Raw genomic sequence first — 22802 nt, 5'->3', positions numbered from 1 at the left:
GGAAGCGTCCAGTGCGACAGGACGGGACACGAAATAAGCACGATGACGCCGCGAGGGCGGGCTGGCTCTACTATGTTGCCGGTAACACCCAGGACGAGATCGCGGCAAAGCTCGGTGTTTCCCGACAGACCGCCCAGCGGCTGGTCTCGCTCGCGATGAGCGAAAAGCTTATCAAGGTGCGGCTCGACCATCCGATTGCCAGCTGCCTCGCACTGGCCAGCGAACTGCGGTCCCGCTTTGCGCTCGACCTTGTCGAGGTCGTGCCCTCCGATCCCGGAAATCCCGATACGACGCTTGGCGTTGCCGATGCGGTCGCCGCTGAACTCGAACGCCTGCTTTCCGCGCCCGAGCCCCGCATCATCGGGGTCGGGACGGGGCGCACGCTCAAGGCGGCGGTGGAAGCGATGAGCCCGATCGACTGCCCGCAACACAAGATTGTTTCGCTGACGGGGAACATTGCGCCGGACGGTTCGGCCGCGTTCTATAACGTCATTTTCTCGATCGCCGACAAGGTGAGCGCGCCAAGCTTCCCCATGCCCATGCCCGTCCTCGCCTCCAGCGCCTCCGAGCGTGAATTGCTCCATCAGCAGGTTGGCATCGAGAGAACGCTCGCGCTTGCCGCCCAGGCCAGCGTGAGTTTTGTCGGTATTGGCGATCTTGGCCCAAAGGCGCCTCTCTATATGGATGGGTTCATTACCCAGGATGAATTGAAGCTCGCTCAGAAGGCCGGGGCTGTCGGCGAGATGCTGGGCTGGACCTTCAATGCCGACGGGGTGTTGATCCAGGGTATGATCAACGACCGTGTCGCCTCCCCGCCTTTCCCAAGCCGGGAGACTTCGCTCGTGGTCGCGGCCGCCAAAGGCGCCAACAAGGTGGATGCGATTCGCGCCGCAGTGCGCCGCCGCCTCGTCAACGGGCTCATTACCGACGAAGAAACCGCGCAGGCGCTGCTCGCCTGATCGCCGGGTTTTCCCGCAGATCTCCCATCTTTCATTGGCCTCGCCGCCGGTGGCCTTGGCGTTTGACGTCATTCGCCCAATTGTTACTTGACTCTCTGCGCTACAATATGAGTAATTGCCCATGCGAATAGCAAATGCTCAATCTCGAGCATGAGGGAGGATTAATCATGAGACTACGCTCGATTGCTATCGGGTCGTGCTCGCTTTTTGCCCTTGCGGCAGGTGCGCAGGCGCAATCGCTGACCATCGCGACCGTCAATAATGGCGACATGATCCGCATGCAGCGGTTGGCCCACCATTTCATCGACGCCAATCCCGGTATCTCGCTCGAATGGGTGACGCTCGAAGAAAATGTGTTGCGCCAGCGCGTGACCACCGACATCGCGACCCGGGGCGGCCAGTATGACGTCATGACCATCGGCACCTATGAAGTGCCCATCTGGGGTGCGCAGGATTGGCTTGTGGCGCTCGACGGGCTGGTGTCCGACCCTGCCTATGACGTGGATGACCTGCTGCCGGCCATTCGGGGCGGACTGACGGTCGACGGTAATCTCTATGCCGCCCCGTTCTACGGCGAAAGCTCGATGGTGATGTACCGTACCGATCTGTTTGAAGCCGCCGGGATCGACATGCCCGAGGCCCCGACCTGGGACTTTATCGCCGATGCCGCCCGCACCATCACCGACAAGGATAACGAGATTTACGGCATCTGCCTGCGCGGCAAGGCCGGATGGGGTGAGAACATGGCGTTCCTCACCGCGACGGCCAACTCATTCGGCGCCCGCTGGTTTGACGAGAACTGGGAGCCTCAGTTCGACAGCGAGGAATGGAAGAACACGCTTCAATTCTACGTCGACCTGATGAACGAAGCCGGCCCTCCGGGCGCGTCCTCCAACGGGTTCAACGAAAACCTCGCGCTCTTCCAGACTGGCAAGTGCGCCATGTGGATCGATGCCACGGTCGCAGCGTCCTTTGTCACCAACCCGGCCGAGAGCCAGGTCGCCGACAGCGTTGGGTTCGCCCTGGCGCCCGACAACGGCCTGGGTAAGCGCGGCAACTGGCTCTGGGCATGGTCGCTGGCCATTCCCGCCGGTACCCAACAGGCCGAAGCGGCCGAAAAGTTCGTCGGCTGGGCAACCTCCAAGGAATACCTCGCACTGGTCGCCGCCGAGGAAGGCTGGGCCAACGTGCCTCCGGGGACCCGCCTCTCGCTCTATGAGAACCCCGAATATCTTTCGGCCGCTCCATTTGCCGAAATGACACTCGGATCCATCGAGGCGACCGATCCGACCAACCCCGCTGTCGATCCCGTGCCCTATGTGGGCGTTCAATTCGTGGCCATCCCCGAGTTTCAAGGCATCGGTACCGCCGTGGGCCAGACCTTCTCGGCCGCGCTCGCCGGGCAGATCAGCGTCGATCAGGCGCTCGAAACCGCCCAGCAGCAAACCCGCTCCGAAATGGAGCGCGGGGGCTACTACCGCTAAGCGCCACCTCCCGGGGCGTGACCGGCACGGACTTTCCGTGCCGGTCGATCGGGACCCCTTGACTGCATAAGGTTCGGCTGCCGTCGAATCCCCATCCTCCGACCTCTTGATGCGGAGGACCTGGTGAGATGGAGCAGCGCGTTCAAAAGCACATAGGGCGAGGCAAAAATCGGAGGAAGGGCGATGGCTACGGCACAGACTCAGACAGCGGCACGCCTGATGATGGCGCCGGCGGTTGTGCTTCTCCTTGGCTGGATGTTGATCCCCCTATCGCTGACTCTGTGGTTCTCATTCCAACGCTACAACCTGCTGATGCCCGGTCAGGAGTTCTTCACCGGCTTCGACAATTACCGTTATTTCCTGTCCCACCCCAATTTCTGGTCGGCGCTTGCCAATACGCTGATCCTCGTCGGCGGTGTCCTGACGATCACAATAATCGGCGGAACGCTGCTCGCGCTTCTGCTCGATCAGCCGATTTTCGGGCAGGGGATCGTGAGACTTCTGGTCATTGCGCCTTTCTTCGTGATGCCAACCGTCTCTGCGCTGGTCTGGAAGAACATGCTCATGCACCCGGTCAATGGGCTCTTTTCGTGGATCGCGCGCGTTTTTGTTGTCCAGCCCATCGACTGGTTCGCCCAGGCCCCGATGTTCTCGATCATCGTCATCGTCGCCTGGCAGTGGCTGCCTTTCGCGACCCTCATCATCCTCACCGCGTTGCAGTCGCTCGACGAGGAACAAAAGGAGGCTGCCGGGATGGACGGGGCCGGACCGTTTCCGTTGTTCTTCTATATTATCCTGCCTCACCTGGCCCGTGCGATCACCGTCGTCATCCTGATTCAGACCATCTTCCTGCTCTCGATCTTTGCGGAAATTCTCGTGACCACCAATGGTGGACCGGGCGTCGCGACGACGAACCTGACCTTCCTCATCTACATGCAGTCCCTGCTTCAGTTCGATGTGGGACTGGCGTCCGCCGGCGGTATCGTTGCCGTCATCCTCGCCAATATCGTTGCAATCTTCCTGCTCCGCATCGTGGGCAAGAATCTGGAGGCGTAGCAAGATGGCCCGCGCAATCTCGACCCGCCGCAAAATCGCCATCTCGGCAATCGCCTGGCTCGTCGCTTTCCTGATCTTTTTTCCCATCCTCTGGACGTTCCTGACCAGCTTCAAGACCGAGGGGACGGCGATCCAGATTCCGCCCAAGTTCGTGTTCTTCGAGTGGACGCTGGAAAACTATGTGACGGTGCAGGAGCGCTCCAACTATTTCCGGCACTTCTCCAATTCGGTGATTACCGCGGTCGGATCGACCATTATTGGGCTCCTCATCGCCATTCCGGCGGCTTGGGCGATGGCGTTTTCGCCGACCAAGCGCACCAAGGACGTGCTGATGTGGATGCTCTCGACCAAGATGCTTCCCGCCGTCGGTGTCCTCGTCCCGATCTACCTGATCTTCCGCGACCTGCGCCTGCTCGACACCCATATCGGGCTGATCGCGGTGCTGACCATGATCAACCTGCCGATCATCGTCTGGATGCTCTACACCTACTTCAAGGAAATCCCGGTCGATATCCTCGAGGCGGCGCGCATGGACGGGGCCGGTTTGCGGCAGGAAATTGTTCATGTGCTGACCCCGATGGCCATACCGGGGATCGCATCGACGCTCCTGCTCAACATCATCCTCGCCTGGAACGAAGCCTTCTGGACGCTTAACTTGACGACGACGCGCGCCGCACCACTGACCGCGTTCATAGCCTCCTATTCCTCGCCCGAAGGACTCTTCTGGGCCAAGCTTTCCGCGGCGTCGACGCTGGCCATCGCGCCCATTCTCATCATGGGCTGGTTCAGCCAGAAGCAGCTCGTCCGCGGCCTGACATTCGGCGCCGTTAAATAGAGGGGCATAAAATGGGTTCGATAACGCTCGATCACGTGACCAAGAGCTTCGGCGCCGTCACCATAATTCCCGATATCAGCCTCGATATCAGGGACGGCGAATTTGTCGTCTTCGTTGGCCCCTCGGGCTGCGGAAAATCCACGCTTCTGCGCCTGATCGCCGGCCTCGAAGATGTATCGGGCGGCAAGATTATGATCGACGGAGCGGACGTGACCAACGCCCACCCGGCTCAGCGAAAACTGTCGATGGTCTTCCAGTCCTATGCGCTTTATCCGCATATGAGCGTGCGCGGCAACATCGCCTTCCCCCTGAAGATGGAAGGGGCGAGCAAGGAAAAGATCGACGAGGCCGTCGGCAACGCCGCCGCCATCCTCAATCTCACCGATTATCTCGATCGCAAGCCCCGCCAGCTTTCCGGCGGCCAACGCCAGCGCGTCGCCATCGGCCGGGCCATCGTGCGCCAGCCCAAGGCATTCCTCTTTGATGAACCGCTATCGAACCTCGATGCTGCCTTGCGCGTTGCGATGCGGCTCGAGATTTCCGAACTTCACAAGAAACTCGGCACCACGATGATCTACGTTACGCACGATCAGGTGGAAGCCATGACCATGGCCGACAAGATCGTCGTACTGAACGCTGGCCGCATCGAGCAATACGGCACGCCCCTCGAACTCTATTCCAAGCCGGCAAACCGCTTCGTCGCGGGGTTCATCGGCTCGCCCAAGATGAACTTCATCGAAGGCGCGGAAGCGGCGCGATTTGGAGCCCACGCCATCGGCGTCCGCCCCGAACACTTTACGGTCTCCCAGGAGGCTGGCTCGTGGAAGGGCGTCGTGGGCGTCGCCGAGCATCTGGGTTCCGACACCTTCCTGTATGTCAAATCCGAAAGCGGAGACCAGCTTACGGTACGAACGTCGGGGGAAATTCCAGTCCGCAGCGGCGAGACCGTGCACCTGACACCGATGGACGGGCGAGTCTACCGGTTCGACGCGCAGGGTCATGCGATTGCCGGATGAGTCGTTAGGGTATCGGACGCGATGAGCACCAGATTATCTGCCACAACACTTGGTAATCTGCCGGCGCGCATCGCCTGCCCGCGCTATGACCGTTCGGCACTGACGCCGGGGATCGTGCATTTTGGCGTCGGAAACTTCCACCGCGCGCACCAGGCGATCTATCTCGATGATCTGTTCAATCTCGGCGAAGGGCACGAGTGGGCAATCGTTGGCGCGGGCGTGCGCCAAGCAGACGAGGAAATCCGCGAGATACTGGCTGCGCAGGATTTCATGTCCGTTATTGTCGAGCAGGAGGCGTCGGGCACTTCGGCTCGCATCGCCGCACCCATGGTCGATTTCGTCTCGCCCGCTGATCGGGCGCGCGTAATCGCCACTTTGGCGGATCCGAAAATCCGCATCGTTTCCATGACCATAACCGAAGGTGGCTACTATCTGGACGCGGACGGCAAGTTCAATTCCGCGCACGCCGATATCGTCGCCGATGCCGCTGCGCCCGACGATCCGCGAACCGTATTTGGGTTGATCCTTGCCGGACTTCAAAAACGTCGTGCCTCGGGAATCCCGCCATTCACCGTGATGAGCTGCGACAACATTCCCCATAACGGCAGGGTGACCAGGAACGCTTTGATGGGTCTGGCGCGGCTCTACAATCCAGAATTTGCGAATTGGGTATACCGAAGCGTCGCCTTTCCCAACGGCATGGTGGACCGCATCACCCCCGCGACGTCCCAGCGCGAGCGGGAACTCGTCGAAAACGAATTCGGCATTGCCGACAAGTGGCCGGTCTTTTGCGAAACCTTCCGCCAATGGGTGCTCGAGGACCATTTCCCGGCGGGACGTCCCGCGCTGGAAAAGGTGGGTGTGACCTTTGTCGACGACGTTTCGCCCTGGGAGTTGATGAAGATCCGTATCCTCAATGGCGGGCACGCGGCGATTGCCTATCCCTCTGCGCTCATGGATATCGAATTCGTCCACGAGGCGATGGCCGAACCGCTGATCGGGCGCTATCTGGCGAAACTGACGACCGAAGAGATAATCCCCGTCGTTCCTCCGGTTCCCGGCACCGATCTTGCCGCCTATGCGGACCAGACGGCCTCCCGTTTTGCCAATCCGCGCATCCGCGACACGATCCGGCGCCTGTGCCTTGATGGTTCCAACCGCCAGCCCAAGTTCATCCTCCCCTCGGTGGTTGACAGGGTGGCGGTTGGAGCCTCGGTGACCGGACTCGCGCTCGTCTCCGCCTTCTGGTGCCGATACTGCGCAGGAACTACCGATTCCGGTGCACCGATCGCGCCCAACGACCCCGCATGGGACCGCCTGCAAACCGCCGCCCTCGCGGCCAAATCGAACCCGGTCATCTTCCTCGAAATGCGCGATATTTTCGGGACAGCGGCGGACGATTCCCGCTATGTCGAGGCGTTCTCTAGCGCGCTGCGGACCGTCTGGGAGATCGGCGCGCGGGAAACACTCGTTGCCTACATCGAAAATCGGCTACCGGCGTAATATCTTTCGGTCATCACCGGAAATGGACTAAACCAGTCTGGTGTCCTTGGGAGGTGGCAAAGGGAAATGTACGTAGTGGCTGTCGATGTGGGAACGAGCAGCGCCCGCGCCGGCGTGTCCGATATGGCGGGCGAAATGCTTTCCCGCGCCGAACAGCCAATTGAAATCCAGCGACGCGGTGCCGATTTCGCCGAGCATCAGTCCGAAGACATCTGGCAGGCGGTCTGCAAAGCCGTCCGGGCGGCGGTCGAAATGGCCGACGTCGGTCCGGCACAGATTGTGGGGCTGGCATTCGATGGCACCTGCTCGCTCGTCGTGCGGGGTCGTGCGGGTCAACCGCTCGCCGTGTCCCCCGGTTGCGACGCCAAGTGGGACACGGTGGTATGGCTCGATCACCGTGCGCAGGAGGAAGCCGAGGAGGTCAACGGCACCGGCCATCGCGTCCTCGCCTTCTCAGGCGGTGCGATTTCGCCGGAAATGGAAATCCCCAAGCTCATGTGGCTCAAGCGGAACATGCCACAGACCTGGGAAGCGGCGGGCCATATCTTCGATCTCTCCGATTTCCTTGTGTGGAAGGCGACGGGGTCGCTCGCGCGCTCGCAATCGACATTGACCAGCAAATGGACGTTCCTTGCACACGAGAAGGACGGCTGGCAGCGCGATTTCCTTGCCCGGGTCGGACTCGAAGATATGGTGGAAAAAGCGGGCCTGCCCGCTTACGCCACGCCCATCGGAGCGCGCGTCGGTCCGCTGACACCCGACGCTGCAGCAGCGCTCGGGCTGACCACGGGGTGTGTCGTGGGCATGGGCATGGTCGATGCCCATGCCGGGGCGCTCGGCGTTCTCGGCGCCGCCGCGCAGGACGCATCCAATATCCACCGCCATCTCGGCCTCATCGCCGGTACCTCAAGCGCCGTGACGGCGCTCTCCGCCGAACCGCGGCCGGCCGCCGGACTCTGGGGCCCCTATTATGGGGCCGTACTACCCGGCGTATGGCTCAACGAGGGTGGACAATCGGCTTCGGGCGCCGCGCTCGACCATATCATCCGCATCAATGCGCAAGGCATGATCCCCGGTCCGGAAACCCACGCCCGGATCATTGGCCGCGTCATGGAATTGCGCAAGCAGGACGGCCCGGACATCGCCCCGCGCCTGCATGTTCTGCCCGACTTCCACGGTAACCGCTCCCCCTTCGCCGATCCGCTGGCGTTGGGCGTCATCTCTGGACTGAGCCTGGATGCGTCGTTCGACGGCCTTTGCCGGCTCTACTGGCGTACCGCCGTTTCCATCGCGCTCGGCGTGCGCCAGATTCTTGAAACGCTGAACCGGCGCGGTTACGCCATAGATACGCTGCACGTCGCCGGGGGCCATACGCGCAACCCGCTTCTCATGGAGCTTTACGCCGATGCCACGGGCTGCGTTGCGCGCGAGTTGACCGGCGCTGACGCCATGTTGCTCGGCACCGCAATGGTCGCGGCGACGGCGGCCGGGCTCTATGCCGAACTCCCTCAGGCCTGCGCTGCCATGCAGCACACGTCCACGCCGCGTCAGCCCGACCTTTCCCGCAAGGCGCACTACGATCGCGATTACGCCGTGTTCCTCAAGCTCCATGCCCACCGGCGTGAAATTGACGCGATGCTTTGAAGAGACAATCCGGCCAATTCGGGATTACCGAACTGGCCGGAAAGCGATGGGCGCCCGAACGTCGGTGGCGCCGTTAAACATCCAGGAACGCGGTTTCGTTTTCGCCTTGAAGATAGATGTCGAAGGTGACCGTATCCCCCTCGCGCTTGCCGATCATTGTCTTGTCTCGTCCGGACATACGGGCCTTGGCCAGCACCCCGTCCTTTGCGTTGGCATCCGCTTCATCGGAGAAATACATCCGCGTCAAGAGGCCGACATTGATGCCGCGTGCAACGATCCACATGCTGATGTGCGGCGCCATCATCGCGCCCTTGGGGCCGGGGACCGCTCCGGGCTTGATCGTTTCAAAGCTCAACCGCCCATCCTCGTCGGCGGGAAAGCGGCCCCACCCGATGAAATTGGGGTCGGCCTTGCCGCGATGCTCGGCCGGGCTGTTGTAAATCCCGTTCGCATCGGCCTGCCAGATCTCGACCACGCAATCGGCGACCGGGTTGTTCCCGCCATCGATGACCCGGACATTGACCGTGATCCGCTCACCCTTGACGCCGTCCTTGATGACCTCGAGCCCGGGGTCCTCGGGGTAGACCCCGGTGATCCCGCTCCAGTTGGGCGTCATCCCGATATGCACGTAAGGCCCTGCGGTTTGCGAAGGGGTTTCCTTGAGTTCGGCAAGATAGCTCGGGAGCATGGCCATCAGTTGCCCTCCTTCTTGTTCTCGAAGAATGTCGAACGGCGTCCACGCAGAACCATATCGAAACGGTAAGCACGCAGGTCCATCGGGATCGTATTGTTCATGTCGAGCCGCGCCACCAGCCGGTCTATGGCGTCAGGATCGCTGATCGTGTTGACGATAGGGCAGATTTGGACCATCGGGTCGCCCTCGAAATACATCTGCGAGATCAGCCGTTGCGCAAAGCCGGTGCCGAAGATCGAGAAGTGGATATGGGCCGGCCGCCAGTCGTTGACGCCGTTGGGCCATGGATAGGGCCCGGGCTGGATGGTGCGGAACCAGTAGTAGCCATTCTCGTCGGTGATGGTGCGTCCGAACCCGCCGAAATTTGGGTCCAGCGGCGCCTGATAGCCTTCCTTCTTGTGGCGGTAGCGCCCCGACGCGTTGGCCTGCCAGAACTCTACCAGTACATTGGGGACCGGGCGGGCGTTCTCGTCGATGATGTGCCCGTGAACGACGATGCGCGGCCCCAGGGCCTGCTCGCCGGGCTTGGCGTAATTGACGATCAGGTCGTTATCCAGCTCGCCCAGCATGTTGTGCCCGAAGGCCGGGCCGGTCCGCTCGGAAAGCGTTGCATCGAAGCTCAGGAGAGCCTGCTTGGGGGCGCGAAGGAAAGTCGACTTGTAGCCCGGCGTGAACGCCGCAGGATGCTGGGCGCGGTCGCGTGCAACAAAGCCCGGCGCCTCCTCGACACGGTTGGGTAGTGTGGCGCTCATCTTATGCCTCCTTCATGGATTTGAGAGCCTCCGACGCCAGCTTGATGGCGTGGTTGGCGGCAGGCACGCCGGCATAGATCGCCACATGCAGCAGTGCCTCGCGGATATCGTCTTCAGTCGCGCCGGTGTTCGGCGTCGCCTTGATGTGCATGACCATCTCGTCGTAGTGCCCAAGCGCGGCAAGCAGCGCGATGGTCACCATCGAGCGTTCGCGCTTGCTCCAGTTCTCCCGAGACCAGACATGTCCCCACGCCGCCTCAGTGATGAGGTGCTGGAAGGGTTCGTTGAATGTGTTCGTCCCGGAAACGCGGGCATTGACGTAATCGTCCCCCAGCACCTCGCGCCGGGTCGCCATGCCCTGTTCGTAGCGCGCCGAAGGCTTGTTCTTTTCGCTCAATGTATTCTCCTTGTCGGGATGCGTCCGGCCAGCGCGGCAATCGCTTCCATGACCGGGGCAGGGGCCTCGACGCATGGAATATGACCCGCGCCTTCGATGAGTTCAAAATCGGCGCCCGGAATGGCGGCGGCAAAACTCCGGACCACGTCAGGCGGTGTCGCACCATCTTCCGAGCCGACGATCACCTTGGCCGGAACGGCGATTTTTTCGGTGTCCGCGCGGCGGTCGAACGCGGCGATGGCTTCGCACGTCGCAAGATAACCTTCGACCGGCTGGCGTTCGAACATCGCACGCGCCAAAAGATAGGCTGCGTTGTCGGGGCGACGGAATTTCGCGGAAAACCAGCGTTCCATGATCCCGTCGGTCGTCGCAGCGAGGCCCTTTTCGGCAATCAGCGCGATGCGCTGGCGCCAGAAATCGGCCTCCCCGATCTTGGCCGCCGACCCGGAAATCAGAAGCCCGCCAACCAGATCGGGCCGCGTGAAATAAAGCTCCTGCGCGATCAGCCCGCCGACCGACAGCCCGCAGATAATGGCATTCGAGACCCCGAGATGATCCATCAGCCCGGCGAGATCGACCGCGTGGTCGACGATGGAATAGGGTGTCTTCCCGATGCCGGAAAGTCCGTGCCCGCGCTTGTCGTAATTGAGCGTGCCGAAGCGGCTCTCGATCCCGGCGACAACATCGTCCCAGATGCGGAAATCGGTGCCGAGCGAATTGATGAACACGATCACCGGTGCGCCCGCAGGGCCCGGCCTGTAGCGGTAGTGGATCGCAATGTCGCCGATCTGCGCGCTCTGCATGGATAGCCTCCCATGTATACACTGGATTGCAGCTTTGGTTTTGTAAAATGAATTTTTTGCCGGTATGGATATCCTCTAGGTTATAGGTTTCACGCAATGCCGCAAGCACGCGTCCGGTTTCGTCATCTCAGGACCTTCATAGAGGTCACGCGCCAGAAATCGGTGGGCCGCGCCGCCGATATCCTCGGCGTGACCCAGCCGGCCGTCACCAAGACGATCCGTGAACTCGAAGAAATCCTTGAGAAAAAGCTCCTTGAAAAGGAAGGTCGCGGTGTGCGGATCACGCGCTATGGCGAGGTATTCCTGAAGCACGCGGGCGCCTCTGTCGCCGCCGTGCAGCAGGGGATCGACAGTCTTTCGCGGGTGAATACAGGCACCCTGATCCGCATCGGCGCCCTGCCTACGGTTTCGGCCCGTATCATGCCGGCGGTGATGCGCCAGTTTCTGGCAGAGGATACCAACGATCCGGTCCGGATTGTAACGGGCGAAAACCACGTTCTGCTCGATCAGTTGCGGGCCGGCACGCTCGACCTCGTGATCGGCCGCCTCGCCTCGCCCGAGCAGATGGTGGGGCTGGCGTTTGAATATCTTTATTCCGAACAGGTCCGGTTCGTCGTGCGCGCCAGCCATCCGCTTTTGCACGACGCCAATTTCGACTTCGCTCGCATCCGTGCCTTTCCGGTGCTGATGCCGACTGCGGGATCGGTAATCCGCCCCTTTGTCGATCGCTACCTTCTGGCGCACGGCATGGCCGAGTTGCCCCGAACCATCGAGACGGTCTCTGACGCCTTCGGCCGCGCCTTCGTTGCGGAAACCGATGCCGTCTGGGTGATCTCTGAGGGCGTCGTCGCGCGCGATGCGGCTGAAGGGCGCTTGCGTTATCTGCCGGTAGATACCTCGGAAACGCGCGGCGCTGTTGGGCTCACGACTCGGGAAGATACGGCCGGGAACGCCGCTTTCGACATCATCCGCCAGACCGTGCGCGCGGTGGCCGAGGAACTGGCAATCTAGACGCTTCGGGATTTCGGCAAAATCCGCGCTGCAATCGCGCACCGATACGCCACACGCGATGCCCGCTGTGGTTCCAGACATTTCAAGACGGCTTGGGGCGATGAACGCTCCGCACTGATATTGTTTAGTATGAAGCGATCATCGCCCCAGGCATCCGGGATTTTGGGCTTATGGCGGCGTCCCGGGCTGGGGATTGTTGGGAGCGCATCGTTTCCAATGTTCCCGCTGCCCCTCCGGGTTTCCCCGGTGCGACGTGGGAGAGTCACGCGGGGCCGTTTATTCTAGCCCGCACCCCTCACATGTTATCCACATCCGGCCATCTGTCCGCTTTGGACCTTCCCTGCGGCGACCCGCATGGAACCCGAACCAAACCCGCCCAAACGTTCGTAGCGCTTGCGTCCATCAGCGCGGGTTCGTGAGGGCAGTATGGGGGTGATTGATGGGGCGGGGATAGAAATACAATCACTCCCGCGCCCACACCGGGGGATATACAAGTCCGGATGGAATTAGCTTGCCCGCCTGGGGCAAGCGCTAAACGGCGTTCCCCTCTTCCCAAGCAGCACGCACCAAAGTCCCTTTTTTTGCAGCAACGCGAAGTCAATTTTGCAACCCAGATAGGGCCCATCTATTGTATAAAAAGCGGAATTTCTATGTGTGTGCAGTAAGGACCAATCAATGGGGCGCCAGTCATGACGCTTGAAGACCTTTATCGTCTGCTCCGTAGCGGGCATGTTCAGGCGCAGGGTGTGCTGGATACACTCGATGTGCCGTTGCTGGTGTTGGATCAAGGCATGTGCGTGGTAACGGCCAACCCCGCTTTTTTGCGCGCCTTCAAGACTTCGCGCGACGACACTGTGGGGCATGCTCTCTTTGAACTCGGGAATGGCCAGTGGGACATTCCGGACCTGCGTCAGCTTCTTTCGAGCGTCATTCCACGCGCGGCGGCAATCGTGGACTACGAGATTTCGCATGCCTTCCCCGACATCGGCGAACGCACCTTTTTAATCACCGCCCGCAAGCTCGCTCACCCGGACGGCAACAGTCAGCAAATTCTCATCGTCTTCACGGATATCACGAAACGACGCATCGACAGCGCGGCCAAGGATATTCTGCTCAATGAATCCAGACATCGGATGAAAAACCTGTTGGCGGTCGTGCGTGCACTGGCACACCAGACACGAACGGAAGGCGAAACTGCCCTCCAGTATCGCAAGTCTTTTCTTGAACGCCTGGATTGTCTGGCAGTCACGCAAGAACTTGCGATGGCCGAGGCGGATGGTGTGGACTTTGAAACGCTCGTCCGACAGACATTGCAGTCATATACCGACCGCATCGCCCTTCGTCCGGGCGCAAATCCGCCACTCGCCAATTCCCAGGTGCAGCCACTTGGCATGAGCCTAAATGAACTGGCCACCAATGCGGTCAAATATGGCGCACTGTCGGTTCCCGATGGAAGCATTAACCTGAGTTGGGAGGTCGAGCATGAGGGGGAACGGCAAGTGCTGTCGGTGGTTTGGACTGAAGAAAACGGGCCCGAGGTCGATCAACCGGACCATGAAGGATTCGGGACCGGACTGATCAACCATAGTGTCACCGGCGCACTGGATGGCGAAGTCGACATTGCCTACGACAAGAGCGGCGTGAACGTGCGCATCAGAATCCCGTTGGACAGGAATCTAGAATGACTGAGAGCCCTCACGACGAGAAGAAATTGACCCTGCTCGTCGTAGAGGACGATTTTCTGATCGGCTTTGATCTTAAACGCACCCTGCAGGAGGCCGGTCATCGCGTCATCGGCCCTGCCCGCAAGGTGTCGGAAGCTCTCGAAATCCTGAAAACCCAGTCACCGGATGCCGCCATTCTCGACGTCAATCTGTATGGTGAGCGCGTGAGCCCGGTTGCCCGCTTGTTGCATGTCATGGGCATACCCTTTGTATTGACCAGCGCTGATGAGGATTTCATCCGCGGGGACGATGCGCTGTCCGCGTCGGAAAACTTCGGCAAGCCAACGGACACAAAGCGCCTTCTGGCAAGCCTGCATGCCCTTGGGGAAACGGGCAGATAATCCCGGAAGCGCGCTCGACAGCGCTCTCCGAGTCGCCGGGGGACCGCACCCATCAAACCCCATAGCGGGGGCGAACGCTGTGCCGATTCTAAACCGCCTCCAGCGCCGCCGCGATCCCTTGGCCCACGCCGATGCACATGGTGACCAGTGCGCGCTTCTTGCCCGTCAGCGACATTTCGAGCGCCGCCGTGCCCGCGATACGCGCGCCTGACATCCCCAAGGGATGTCCGAGCGCAATCGCGCCGCCATTGGGATTGACGAAATCGGCGTCCTCGGCGATCCCCAGCCCGCGCAGCACGGCAATCCCCTGGCTCGCAAAGGCTTCGTTGAGTTCGACAAGATCGAAATCGCTGGGCTTGATGCCGAGCCGCGCCGCTAGCTTCTCGGACGCAGGCAGCGGGCCTATACCCATGACGCGCGGGGGCACGCCAGCGGTTGCGCCGCCCGTGATGCGGGCGAGCGGGGTGAGGCCGTATTTCTTGACCGCCGCTTCCGATGCGATGATGAGCGCAGCCGCGCCATCATTTACGCCGGATGCATTGCCCGCCGTCACCGTGCCGCCTTCCTTTTTGAAGGGCGTCGGCAGCTTGGCCAGTGTCTCGATTGTCGTGGCGCGCGGGTGTTCGTCCTTGTCCACCACAACCGGATCGCCCTTGCGCTGCGGGATGGTGACTGCGACGATTTCCTTTGCAAACCGCCCGCTCGCTTGCGCAGCCGCGGCCTTGCCCTGGCTCCTCACGGCAAAGGCGTCCTGATCTTCGCGAGAAACGTGATAGTCCTCGGCGACATTCTCGCCCGTCTCGGGCATGGAATCGACGCCATGGAGCTTTTTCATCATCGGGTTGACGAAGCGCCAGCCGATTGTGGTGTCATAGATCTCGGCATTGCGCGAAAATGCGGTTTCGGCCTTGGGCATGACGAAGGGCGCCCGGCTCATCGATTCCGTGCCGCCGGCGATCATAAGGTCGGCCTCGCCCGCCTTGATGGCACGGGCAGCGGTGAGCACCGCGTCAAGCCCCGACCCGCATAGCCGGTTGATCGTCGTGCCGGTCACCGAAACGGGAAATTCCGCAAGCAGCAGGCTCATGCGCGCCACGTTGCGGTTGTCCTCGCCCGCCTGATTGGCATTGCCGAAGATGACATCCTCGACCGCCTCGAAATCGACCGAGCGGTTGCGCTCCACGAGCGCCCTCAAGACGATTGCCCCCAGATCGTCGGGGCGCACCGCAGACAGCGCGCCGCCAAACCGTCCGATAGGCGTGCGGATGTAATCGCAGATATAGGCCTCGGTCATCCTAGGCTGCCTTTCCGCCCTCATGGGCGCGCTTGGTGCGTTCCTGAAGATCACGCAGGGTCTTGAGTTCGAGTTCGGTCGGTGCAGGCGTTTCCTCGAGATCGTCGGCGAATTTCACCGTCCAGCCGCATGTCTCCTGAACCTGTTCGCGCGTGACGCCGGGATGGAGCGAAACCACTGTGAACTCTTTCGTCACAGGATCGGGCTTCCAGATCGCCAGATCGGTGATCAAGAGCGTCGGGCCTTTGGTTGTGATGCCGAGGCGCTTGCGATGATCGCCGCCCTCGCCATGGCCGAACGAGGTGAAGAAATCGATCTTTTCCACCATCGAGCGGGTCGCCTGCTTCAATGTGATGTAGATTTCGCCGCATGACGTCGCGATCTCCGGCGCGCCGCCACCGCCCGGCAGGCGGACCTTGGGCTTGTGGTAATCACCGATGACGGTGGTGTTGATATTGCCGAATTTGTCGATCTGGGCAGCGCCCAGAAAGCCGATGGAAATGCGCCCGCCCTGCAGCCAGTAGCGGAACATCTCGGGGACCGCGACGGTTGAAACGGCGGTCTCGCAAAGCTCGCCATCGCCAATAGAAAGCGGCAGCACGTCGGGTGCGGTGCCGATGGTGCCCGATTCATAGATCAGCGTGATGTCGGGCGCGTGGGTCAGGCGCGCCACATTGCAGGCCGCCGAGGGAGCGCCGATGCCGACAAAGCACACGTCCTTCGAGGTCAACGCACGCGAAGCGGCAATGGTCATCATTTCATTGGGTGTGAAATCGCTCATCGCTCAAAGCCCCTTGATCCGTTCGGCGAACACCTCGGGCGTCGCTTTGAGAACATTGGTTTCCATCCATTGGGTGAACAGCTCCCGGTCGGCGGAAATCTTGTCCCATTCGAGATAGGCGGCGTTATCGCGCGCATAATAGCCATGGGTATAGGAGGGATGCGCGCCGCCCTTGACGACGCTGATGGCCGTCACCGTCCAGTGCGGAAGGATGGTGAGGTTCGGATGCAATCCCTTGAAGTCTGGCACAATCTCCTCGACCGTCACGACGACCTTCTTGGCCGCCAGCGCAGCCTCCTTCTGCACCCCCACAATGCCCTCGATCAGCACGTCGCCCTTCTCGTTGGCCTTCTGGGCGTGGATGAAGGTGACGTCGGGCCGGTGCGCGGGAATGGCGGCAAGCTCCTCCCCGGTGAAGGGGCAGGTGATCGATTTGATTTCCGGGTTGACCTTGGGCAAGTCCGCGCCTTTGTAGCCCCGGAACACGGCGCAGGGCAGGCCGGACGCTCCGGCTTCGTACGCATTGGCCATCGCCGCGTGGGAATGCTCGACCGTTTCGATCGTGCGCGGATGGCCGTTTTCGATGGCGTCGCGCATCCGGCGCAACAGGCCGACGCCTGGATTGCCCGCATACGAGAAGACGACCTTTTTTGCGATCCCCATGCCGATCATCTGGTCGTAGATGATGTCGGGCGTCATGCGGATCAGCGTCAAGTCCCTGAAACCCTGCCGGATGACCTCGTGGCCTGCCGCATGGGGTATGAGATGGGTAAAACCCTCGAAGGCGACGGTATCGCCGTTCCTGAGGTTCTCGCGCACCGCCTGGTCGAGCGGCATCACCTTGCTCATGGTCCAGTATCCCAATCAAATATAACTTGGGGAGTGTTTATCACTGGCACGATTGCCGCGTAAAATGATAAATGGTCGCCGAAACATAACTAGATAGAATGTAACAGGGGCATCCGATGTCGTCGCCCATCATCGATCCGCGCATCAAGCTCCGCCATCTTGCTGCCTTCGTCGAAACCGTCCGGCAGGATGGCGTCGCTCCTGCCGCCGCGACGCTTGGATTGACCCAGCCGGCCATATCCAAATCGCTCGCCGAGCTTGAGGATATCCTTGGCGTGGCGCTGTTCGACCGCGCGCGCCGCAAGCTCGTGCTCACCGGTTTCGGCGAGACGTTCCTGCGCCATGCCAATGCTGCAATTTCCGCCCTGCGGCAGGGGATCGATGCTGTCGGCCCTGCGCGGGGAACCCAAGCTATCGTCCGGCTCGGCGCATTGCCGACCGTTGAAGTCGAGGTCGTCCCCCAGGCGGTGGCGGCGTTTTCGGCCGGTCCGCTCGCCTGCCGTGTCCATATCGAAAGCGGTCCGAGTCCGCATCTGCTGGCCCTGTTGCGCATCGGCGCCATCGATTTCGTCGTCGGACGCATGCCCGATCCCGGCGTCATGGCGGGGCTCGTATTCGAGCATCTCTATTCCGAGACGCTCCAACTTGTCGTGCGACCCGGCCACCCCCTTCTGTCGGCCTCCCAGCCCGACCTGCGCCTGATCGGTGGTTTCCCCGCCCTTATGCCGCCGCGCGGTGCGATCATCCGCCCAACCGTCGAGGCCCTGCTTGTGGCATCGGGGCTGGGGCGGCTGCCCCAGGAAATCGAGACGGTCTCCAATTCTTTCGGGCGCGCCTATACGCTCCTGACCGATGCCGTCTGGTTCATCTCGCGATCGGTCGTCGCGGGCGATCTCGAACGCGGCGATCTTGCAGCGCTTCCCCTGGATATGGCGGCCAGCCACGGCGCCGTCGGCATTACCACGCGGGCCGGCGCGGAATTCGATCTTTCGACTGGCGCGCTGATGGCGGCGGTGCGAACCGCCGCACAGGGTCGCTAGCGCATCAGGTTCGGCAGGAAGAGCGCGATGCCGGGGAACAGGATCAAGATGGCAATAAGCACCAGATCGGCAACGAGGAACATGGTAACGCCCTTGAAGACGTCTGTAAGCGACGCATATTTGCCCGCCACGTTCCTGATGACGAAGACGTTCATGCCCAGCGGCGGTGTGATCATGCCGATCTCGAGCAGCTTGACCAGAAACACGCCGAAGAAGATGAGGTCGATATTCTGTGCATTGAGCACCGGCAGCAGGACGGGAAGGGTGACCAGCATGGCGCCGAACGGCTCCATGAACATGCCGAGGACCAGATAGATGAGAACGATGATCAGCATGAGCTCGAAATAACCGAGCTCGAACCCTGCAACCGCGCTGCTGATCAGCCCGGCGACCCCCGAAAGACCGAGGAATCGCGTCAGCATCACGGCGCCGACCCCGATGATGAACAGCGAAGCGCAGGTCGAAAGCGTTTCAAGGACCGACTGCCTGAACACGGTCCAGGAAAGCTTTCCCGTGATCGCGACCAGTACGATGGCTCCCGCCGCTCCGATGGCTCCCGCTTCGGTGGCCGTGAACTGGCCCGAAAAGAGTCCACCGAACACGAGACCAATGAGGGCGAGCAATGGCCAGACCGAGCGGAAAACATCTCTCCCCTTGAGTGTCTCGACACCGATGGGCTGGCTGGGAACGATGTCCTTGCGGAACGTCGCGATCAGCAGGATCACGATGATGTAGCTCAGCGCCGTCAGCAGCCCCACCGATATCCCCGCCACAAAGACGCGCGTCACCGAGGTTTCGGCAAAGACGCCGTAAATGATCATCAGGATCGAAGGCGGGATGAGCGCGCCGATGGTGCCGCCGGCCGCAAGCGCACCCGTGGCGAAGCTTGGACGGTATCCGGCCTTGACCATCTCGGGGATGGCAATGCGGCCCAGCGAAGCCGCTGTGGCAAGCGATGAGCCCGAAACCGAAGCAAACCCCGAACAGGCGACAATCGCTGCGACCCCAAGCCCGCCGGGCACCTTGCGCAACCCGATCTTTGCCGCATCGAAAAGGCCTGTCGTAAGCCCGCCATGATAGGCGACAAAGCCCATCAAGAGGAACATCGGGACGGCAGAGAGCGTCCAGCTCGCAATGAATTCATGCGGTGTATTGGCAATGATGCCGATGGCCGGCTGGAGGCCGAACATGAACCAGACGCCCGCGAACGAAACGACGATCATCGCAATGGCGACGGGGACCCGCAGCACCAGCAGCAAAAAAAGGGCGCCGAGCCCAACGAGACCCACGGTCAGGTTCATTCAGGCTTTCCTTCGAGCGGGGGAGAAAGGGCGCCATAAAGCGCGACAAGCGCGGCAAGCGCAAAACCAACAGGCAGCACGAAATAGGCCGGCCAAGTCGGCACCGCGATCGAAAGCGAAATGACAAAGCTTTTGGTCGCGAAATGGCGCATCGCCACAAGCCATGTGGTGTAGGTGAGGGCGATATAGGCGGCGCAGGTCACCAACGACACGAAGACGTGGTTGATGCGGCCGAGCGGCCCGGTAAAGAGGTGGGCGAAGATTTCGACGCGGATCATGTCCCCGCGCCGCTCCGCCCAGGCGATGGGCAGGAAGGCGAGGCCGAGCATGTAATAATTCGAAACGATCTCGATGGTCGCCGGAATCGGTCGCGACAGGACGTGCCGCGAAACGACATAGGCCGTCACGTGCAGCAGCATGGCGATCATCGCCACGGCGCCGACCAATGCAAGGCCGCTGGCGATCGCCGAGATGAACTTGTCGAGTCTTTGTCGCAAATGGCCGCTCCCATGCAAGAACCGGCGGGGGCCGGACGTTATCCGGCCCCCTGCCTGACGGCTAGCTCAGAGACCGTAAGTGTTCCAGTCCACCTTGTCCCAGATCTCTTCCTGGACGCGGGCCGTGATGGCTTCGACATCGCCATCGAGCTCATCGACAATGGTCGTCCACTTGTCGACGAGTTCCTGGAAGCGGGCGATCTTTGCCGCCGCATCGCTGACCCCGAGCTGGGTTTCGGCTACTTGCACCGCTGACGCGATGTCATCGGCACGGAACGCTTCGGTCGCATCGATGATGTCCTGCGGTCCGGGGATGATCTCGAGCCCGTTGTCGAGCGCGACCTGCCGCGCCTGGCCTGGCCGCTCATAACCCCAGTTCTCTGTAAAGAGTGCACTGGCCCGGTTGGCGGCGCGGGCAAAACCGGCTCGCTGATCGGGCGTCAGTTCTGCCCAGACGTTGCTCGCCACGGTGAAGTTCGAGGTCGTGTGGTAAGTGCCGAGCGGCACGTCGATGACATATTTGGCAACGTCAACCAGCCGATAGGAAATGAGGTCGGAAATCGACGCCATCGTGCCGTCGAGCACGCCTTGCGACATGGCCTCGAACTGGTCGCTGACCGGCACCTGCGCCGGGGCAGCGCCGAGCGTTTCGGCCCAGCGGGCATAGGGCGCGCCGCCTGAACGCAGACGCAGGCCCTGCAGGTCGGCCAGAGAATTGACCGGCTTGGTGGTGATGATCACGTAGACATCCGACGAACCGGCGCCAACGAACACCCCGCCCATCTCCTTGAATTCGGCCTGGCACTCATCGCAGGTGACGACATATTCGGTCATCGCCGCGCCCATCGCGTGGGGTGTCGTGGCCAGAAACGCCAGATCCCCCGTCAAGGCGGTGTTGGGAATGTCGGCAGGCACAAAGAGCGGCAGAAGGTTGCCAACTTCGGCCAGCGAGGATTGCAGCGCGTCTTTGACCGCGCCGATCGAGACGACTTCGGGGCCGATCATCACGCCCGTAAGCTCGCCGTTGGTCTCCTCGGGCAGAAACACCGCAAAGGACTCGTAAAGCGGGCTCGTTGCAGGGTGCACCGGGGGTGCGCCGGAAGCGAGGCGCAGCGTACGCGCTTCGGCTGCGCCCACGGTGAGCGCGACCAGTGAGGCCGCGGCCAAAAGCTTGGTAAACGTGTTCATTTCCATCCTCCCGCGGCCTGGACCATCCAGGCCGCTTCTGATACATTGAAACCATCGCCGCTTGCCGCGGTCTTCTGGTTAGGATCCGAGAAGCCTCATCGCGTTTTCCTTGAGGATCAGCGAACGGACCTCAGGCTTGATGTCTAGCTTTTCGAAATCGGCGAGCCAGCGGTCGGGCATGATCGCGGGCCAGTCCGAGCCGAACAGCACGCGCTCCTTGAGCAGGCTGTTGGCGTAGCGGACGAGAATTGGCGGAAAGTATTTCGGCGACCACCCGGAGAGGTCGATATAGATGTTGGGCTTGTGGGTCGCGACGGCCAGCGCCTCCTCCTGCCATGGGAAGGAAGGATGGGCCAAGATGATCTTGAGATCTGGGAAATCCACCGCCACATCATCGAGATACATCGGGTTGGAATATTTGAGTCGCATCCCGTTCCCACCATGCATTCCGGCGCCCACCCCCGTCTGTCCGGTGTGGAACAGGGCGGGCACACCGGCTTCCTCTATGACCTCGTAAAGCCCGTAGGCCGCGCGGTCATTGGGATAAAAGCCCTGATAGGTGGGGTGGAACTTGAACCCTCTGATACCGAAATCCTCGACCAGCCGCCGTGCTTCGCGCGCGCCGAGCTTGCCCTTGGCCGGATCGATGGAGGCAAAAGGGATAAGGATATCGGAATGGTCGGCAGCGAGTTCCGCCATTTCCTCGTTGGCATATCGCCGATAGCCGGTCTCGCGTTCGGCATCGACGGGGAAGATCACCGCCGCGATCTTGCGCTCGCGATAATAGGCTGCCGTCTCGGGTATGGTGGGCGGGTGCCTGAATGGCGAGTGGAAATAGTCGGCCATCGCCTCCTGTAAATCGTCATAACCATCATCGGCATGGGTTCCGCACGGCTCCTCGGCGTGGGTATGAATATCGATGGCGACGATGTCGTCGAAATTGATCATCGTGACCTCTCAACGCTCGCTGATCGGCGGCCAGCCGGCGATCTTGCGGGTAAGGGCGATGAGTTGGTCGTGCTCGGCATCGGTAAGCATCGAGAGCGCCTCGCGGTCCAGCCGGTACATCTTCTCGCCCGACTTTTCGATCTGGCGGCGGCCCTCGTCGGTGGGACTCAGCACGACCGAACGCCGGTCATGGCGCGGCACATGACGCGCCACTAGGCCACGTTCTTCAAGCGTGCGCACGAGCTTGGTCATGTTGGACCACTTGATCTTGAGCACATCGGCGAGCACGCCCTGGCGGATGCCGGGGTTTTCGGCCACAGCCATGAGGACGGTGAACTCCGAGATCTTGATCTCGCTTTCCCCGAACAAGGCAAAGAAGCGCTCGAAGGCGGTGAGCTGGGCAATGCGCAGCATCAGGCCGGCCGAGTGTTCGAGCGCGCCAAGGCCGACCTGTTCCAGGCCGGGTTCCTCAAGTGCCGCAGGCTTGCGTGCTCCAGCCATCGGCTGTGCGTTCCTCCCTCGTCAGGCCGGTATGCCGGCTTATTAGTTCATTTCTGAATTGTTCAAAAATAAACTATCTCTGACGCACGGCGTCAAGCGCCAAAAAACGGTCGCGCACGCCGTGCCCACGTCTTCGCGAGCGCCGGTCGAGTCACGGCCCGTGCACGAGATGGGGAGTAAAAGG

Annotated in this window: 23 protein-coding genes; 11 read left to right on the top strand and 12 right to left on the bottom strand. The window is 61.5% G+C overall.

The features are described 5' to 3' along the window. Positions 1-11 precede the first annotated feature (11 nt). From I2G20_RS11155 to I2G20_RS11125, 7 genes are all read left to right on the top strand, one after another. Entirely contained in the window at positions 12-959 is a 948-nt protein-coding gene (locus tag I2G20_RS11155; RefSeq protein ID WP_196259798.1) for a sugar-binding domain-containing protein, read from the top strand. A gap of 167 nt (positions 960-1126) precedes the next feature. Next, a complete protein-coding gene (locus I2G20_RS11150) occupies positions 1127-2443 on the top strand; it encodes an ABC transporter substrate-binding protein (RefSeq protein WP_196259797.1) in 1317 nt (438 codons plus the stop codon). Between the two features lie 183 nt (positions 2444-2626). Next, complete coding sequence (locus I2G20_RS11145) at positions 2627-3499, top strand: carbohydrate ABC transporter permease (RefSeq protein WP_196259796.1); 873 nt, start codon at positions 2627-2629, stop codon at positions 3497-3499. A 4-nt stretch (positions 3500-3503) separates the two neighbouring features. Further along, positions 3504-4334: a carbohydrate ABC transporter permease gene (locus tag I2G20_RS11140; protein WP_196259795.1), complete on the top strand. Its 831-nt coding sequence runs from the start codon at positions 3504-3506 to the stop codon at positions 4332-4334. An 11-nt stretch (positions 4335-4345) separates the two neighbouring features. Beyond that, positions 4346-5350, top strand: coding sequence for an ABC transporter ATP-binding protein (locus tag I2G20_RS11135; protein WP_196259794.1), 1005 nt, complete (start codon positions 4346-4348; stop codon positions 5348-5350). A 21-nt stretch (positions 5351-5371) separates the two neighbouring features. Beyond that, positions 5372-6853, top strand: a complete 1482-nt coding sequence (locus tag I2G20_RS11130) for a mannitol dehydrogenase family protein (RefSeq protein WP_196259793.1) — start codon at positions 5372-5374, stop codon at positions 6851-6853. A gap of 66 nt (positions 6854-6919) precedes the next feature. Continuing rightward, entirely contained in the window at positions 6920-8497 is a 1578-nt protein-coding gene (locus I2G20_RS11125) for an FGGY-family carbohydrate kinase (protein ID WP_196259792.1), read from the top strand. A gap of 73 nt (positions 8498-8570) precedes the next feature. On the opposite strand, the gene pcaG is transcribed toward I2G20_RS11125, so the two are convergent. Genes pcaG through pcaD form a run of 4 tightly spaced genes read right to left on the bottom strand, consistent with a single transcriptional unit; the run spans position 8571 to position 11143 of the window. Next, positions 8571-9185 carry a protocatechuate 3,4-dioxygenase subunit alpha gene (gene pcaG, locus I2G20_RS11120; protein ID WP_196260085.1) on the bottom strand — a complete coding sequence of 205 codons (615 nt, stop codon included), beginning with the start codon at positions 9183-9185 and terminating at the stop codon, positions 8571-8573. A 5-nt stretch (positions 9186-9190) separates the two neighbouring features. Continuing rightward, entirely contained in the window at positions 9191-9943 is a 753-nt protein-coding gene (gene pcaH, locus I2G20_RS11115; RefSeq protein ID WP_196259791.1) for a protocatechuate 3,4-dioxygenase subunit beta, read from the bottom strand. Between the two features lies 1 nt (position 9944). Further along, entirely contained in the window at positions 9945-10340 is a 396-nt protein-coding gene (pcaC, locus tag I2G20_RS11110) for a 4-carboxymuconolactone decarboxylase (protein WP_196259790.1), read from the bottom strand. Then, positions 10337-11143, bottom strand: coding sequence for a 3-oxoadipate enol-lactonase (pcaD, locus tag I2G20_RS11105; RefSeq protein WP_196259789.1), 807 nt, complete (start codon positions 11141-11143; stop codon positions 10337-10339). The genes pcaC and pcaD overlap by 4 nt, the downstream gene beginning before the upstream one ends. Positions 11144-11239: 96 nt before the next feature. Between pcaD and pcaQ (I2G20_RS11100) the strand changes: the two genes are divergently transcribed. The 3 genes from pcaQ (I2G20_RS11100) to I2G20_RS11090 all read left to right on the top strand — a co-directional run bounded on the left by pcaQ (I2G20_RS11100) (position 11240) and on the right by I2G20_RS11090 (position 14219). Beyond that, positions 11240-12154 (top strand): pca operon transcription factor PcaQ, encoded by a 915-nt coding sequence (gene pcaQ, locus I2G20_RS11100; protein ID WP_196259788.1) that lies wholly within the window; start codon positions 11240-11242, stop codon positions 12152-12154. 689 nt (positions 12155-12843) lie between these two features. Next, positions 12844-13839 (top strand): PAS domain-containing sensor histidine kinase, encoded by a 996-nt coding sequence (locus I2G20_RS11095; RefSeq protein ID WP_196259787.1) that lies wholly within the window; start codon positions 12844-12846, stop codon positions 13837-13839. Next, a complete protein-coding gene (locus tag I2G20_RS11090; protein WP_196259786.1) occupies positions 13836-14219 on the top strand; it encodes a response regulator in 384 nt (127 codons plus the stop codon). The genes I2G20_RS11095 and I2G20_RS11090 overlap by 4 nt, the downstream gene beginning before the upstream one ends. A gap of 88 nt (positions 14220-14307) precedes the next feature. Here I2G20_RS11090 and pcaF read toward each other — a convergent pair whose 3' ends face one another. The 3 genes from pcaF to I2G20_RS11075 are packed head-to-tail and all read right to left on the bottom strand — an operon-like array spanning position 14308 to position 17143. After that, positions 14308-15513, bottom strand: coding sequence for a 3-oxoadipyl-CoA thiolase (gene pcaF / locus I2G20_RS11085; RefSeq protein WP_196259785.1), 1206 nt, complete (start codon positions 15511-15513; stop codon positions 14308-14310). Position 15514: 1 nt separating this feature from the next. Further along, positions 15515-16294: a CoA-transferase subunit beta gene (locus tag I2G20_RS11080; RefSeq protein ID WP_196259784.1), complete on the bottom strand. Its 780-nt coding sequence runs from the start codon at positions 16292-16294 to the stop codon at positions 15515-15517. Between the two features lie 3 nt (positions 16295-16297). Then, positions 16298-17143, bottom strand: coding sequence for a CoA transferase subunit A (locus I2G20_RS11075; RefSeq protein ID WP_196259783.1), 846 nt, complete (start codon positions 17141-17143; stop codon positions 16298-16300). 116 nt (positions 17144-17259) lie between these two features. On the opposite strand from I2G20_RS11075, the gene pcaQ (I2G20_RS11070) reads away from it, so the two are divergent. Further along, entirely contained in the window at positions 17260-18183 is a 924-nt protein-coding gene (gene pcaQ, locus I2G20_RS11070; protein ID WP_196259782.1) for a pca operon transcription factor PcaQ, read from the top strand. On the opposite strand, the gene I2G20_RS11065 is transcribed toward pcaQ (I2G20_RS11070), so the two are convergent. The 5 genes from I2G20_RS11065 to I2G20_RS11045 all read right to left on the bottom strand — a co-directional run bounded on the left by I2G20_RS11065 (position 18180) and on the right by I2G20_RS11045 (position 22618). Continuing rightward, positions 18180-19484, bottom strand: a complete 1305-nt coding sequence (locus I2G20_RS11065) for a TRAP transporter large permease (RefSeq protein ID WP_196259781.1) — start codon at positions 19482-19484, stop codon at positions 18180-18182. The two genes, pcaQ (I2G20_RS11070) and I2G20_RS11065, sit on opposite strands and share 4 nt — an antisense overlap. Continuing rightward, positions 19481-19981, bottom strand: a complete 501-nt coding sequence (locus tag I2G20_RS11060; protein ID WP_196259780.1) for a TRAP transporter small permease — start codon at positions 19979-19981, stop codon at positions 19481-19483. Before I2G20_RS11060 ends, I2G20_RS11065 begins: the two co-directional genes overlap by 4 nt. A 66-nt stretch (positions 19982-20047) precedes the next feature. Further along, positions 20048-21169: a C4-dicarboxylate TRAP transporter substrate-binding protein gene (locus I2G20_RS11055; protein ID WP_196259779.1), complete on the bottom strand. Its 1122-nt coding sequence runs from the start codon at positions 21167-21169 to the stop codon at positions 20048-20050. Positions 21170-21247: 78 nt separating this feature from the next. Next, positions 21248-22117: an amidohydrolase family protein gene (locus I2G20_RS11050; protein ID WP_196259778.1), complete on the bottom strand. Its 870-nt coding sequence runs from the start codon at positions 22115-22117 to the stop codon at positions 21248-21250. A gap of 9 nt (positions 22118-22126) precedes the next feature. After that, a complete protein-coding gene (locus I2G20_RS11045) occupies positions 22127-22618 on the bottom strand; it encodes a MarR family winged helix-turn-helix transcriptional regulator (protein ID WP_196259777.1) in 492 nt (163 codons plus the stop codon). Between the last annotated feature and the right edge of the window lie 184 nt (positions 22619-22802).

Source organism: Pelagibacterium limicola, from assembly GCF_015694405.1.
Lineage (GTDB): Bacteria > Pseudomonadota > Alphaproteobacteria > Rhizobiales > Devosiaceae > Pelagibacterium > Pelagibacterium limicola.
Note: the sequence above shows the minus strand (reverse complement) of the source record. Positions and strands in the feature narration are given on the sequence as shown.

What these genes read in the sequence shown, in the direction of transcription:
- I2G20_RS11150 (WP_196259797.1), top strand. Translation starts at nt 1,127, where the DNA reads ATGAGACTACGCTCGATTGCTATCGGGTCGTGCTCGCTTTTTGCCCTT.
- I2G20_RS11145 (WP_196259796.1), top strand. Translation starts at nt 2,627, where the DNA reads ATGGCTACGGCACAGACTCAGACAGCGGCACGCCTGATGATGGCGCCG.
- I2G20_RS11140 (WP_196259795.1), top strand. Translation starts at nt 3,504, where the DNA reads ATGGCCCGCGCAATCTCGACCCGCCGCAAAATCGCCATCTCGGCAATC.
- I2G20_RS11135 (WP_196259794.1), top strand. Translation starts at nt 4,346, where the DNA reads ATGGGTTCGATAACGCTCGATCACGTGACCAAGAGCTTCGGCGCCGTC.
- I2G20_RS11130 (WP_196259793.1), top strand. Translation starts at nt 5,372, where the DNA reads ATGAGCACCAGATTATCTGCCACAACACTTGGTAATCTGCCGGCGCGC.
- I2G20_RS11125 (WP_196259792.1), top strand. Translation starts at nt 6,920, where the DNA reads ATGTACGTAGTGGCTGTCGATGTGGGAACGAGCAGCGCCCGCGCCGGC.
- pcaG (WP_196260085.1), bottom strand. Translation starts at nt 9,185, where the DNA reads ATGCTCCCGAGCTATCTTGCCGAACTCAAGGAAACCCCTTCGCAAACC.
- pcaH (WP_196259791.1), bottom strand. Translation starts at nt 9,943, where the DNA reads ATGAGCGCCACACTACCCAACCGTGTCGAGGAGGCGCCGGGCTTTGTT.
- pcaD (WP_196259789.1), bottom strand. Translation starts at nt 11,143, where the DNA reads ATGCAGAGCGCGCAGATCGGCGACATTGCGATCCACTACCGCTACAGG.
- pcaQ (WP_196259788.1), top strand. Translation starts at nt 11,240, where the DNA reads ATGCCGCAAGCACGCGTCCGGTTTCGTCATCTCAGGACCTTCATAGAG.
- I2G20_RS11095 (WP_196259787.1), top strand. Translation starts at nt 12,844, where the DNA reads ATGACGCTTGAAGACCTTTATCGTCTGCTCCGTAGCGGGCATGTTCAG.
- I2G20_RS11090 (WP_196259786.1), top strand. Translation starts at nt 13,836, where the DNA reads ATGACTGAGAGCCCTCACGACGAGAAGAAATTGACCCTGCTCGTCGTA.
- pcaF (WP_196259785.1), bottom strand. Translation starts at nt 15,513, where the DNA reads ATGACCGAGGCCTATATCTGCGATTACATCCGCACGCCTATCGGACGG.
- I2G20_RS11080 (WP_196259784.1), bottom strand. Translation starts at nt 16,294, where the DNA reads ATGAGCGATTTCACACCCAATGAAATGATGACCATTGCCGCTTCGCGT.
- I2G20_RS11075 (WP_196259783.1), bottom strand. Translation starts at nt 17,143, where the DNA reads ATGAGCAAGGTGATGCCGCTCGACCAGGCGGTGCGCGAGAACCTCAGG.
- pcaQ (WP_196259782.1), top strand. Translation starts at nt 17,260, where the DNA reads ATGTCGTCGCCCATCATCGATCCGCGCATCAAGCTCCGCCATCTTGCT.
- I2G20_RS11065 (WP_196259781.1), bottom strand. Translation starts at nt 19,484, where the DNA reads ATGAACCTGACCGTGGGTCTCGTTGGGCTCGGCGCCCTTTTTTTGCTG.
- I2G20_RS11055 (WP_196259779.1), bottom strand. Translation starts at nt 21,169, where the DNA reads ATGAACACGTTTACCAAGCTTTTGGCCGCGGCCTCACTGGTCGCGCTC.
- I2G20_RS11050 (WP_196259778.1), bottom strand. Translation starts at nt 22,117, where the DNA reads ATGATCAATTTCGACGACATCGTCGCCATCGATATTCATACCCACGCC.
- I2G20_RS11045 (WP_196259777.1), bottom strand. Translation starts at nt 22,618, where the DNA reads ATGGCTGGAGCACGCAAGCCTGCGGCACTTGAGGAACCCGGCCTGGAA.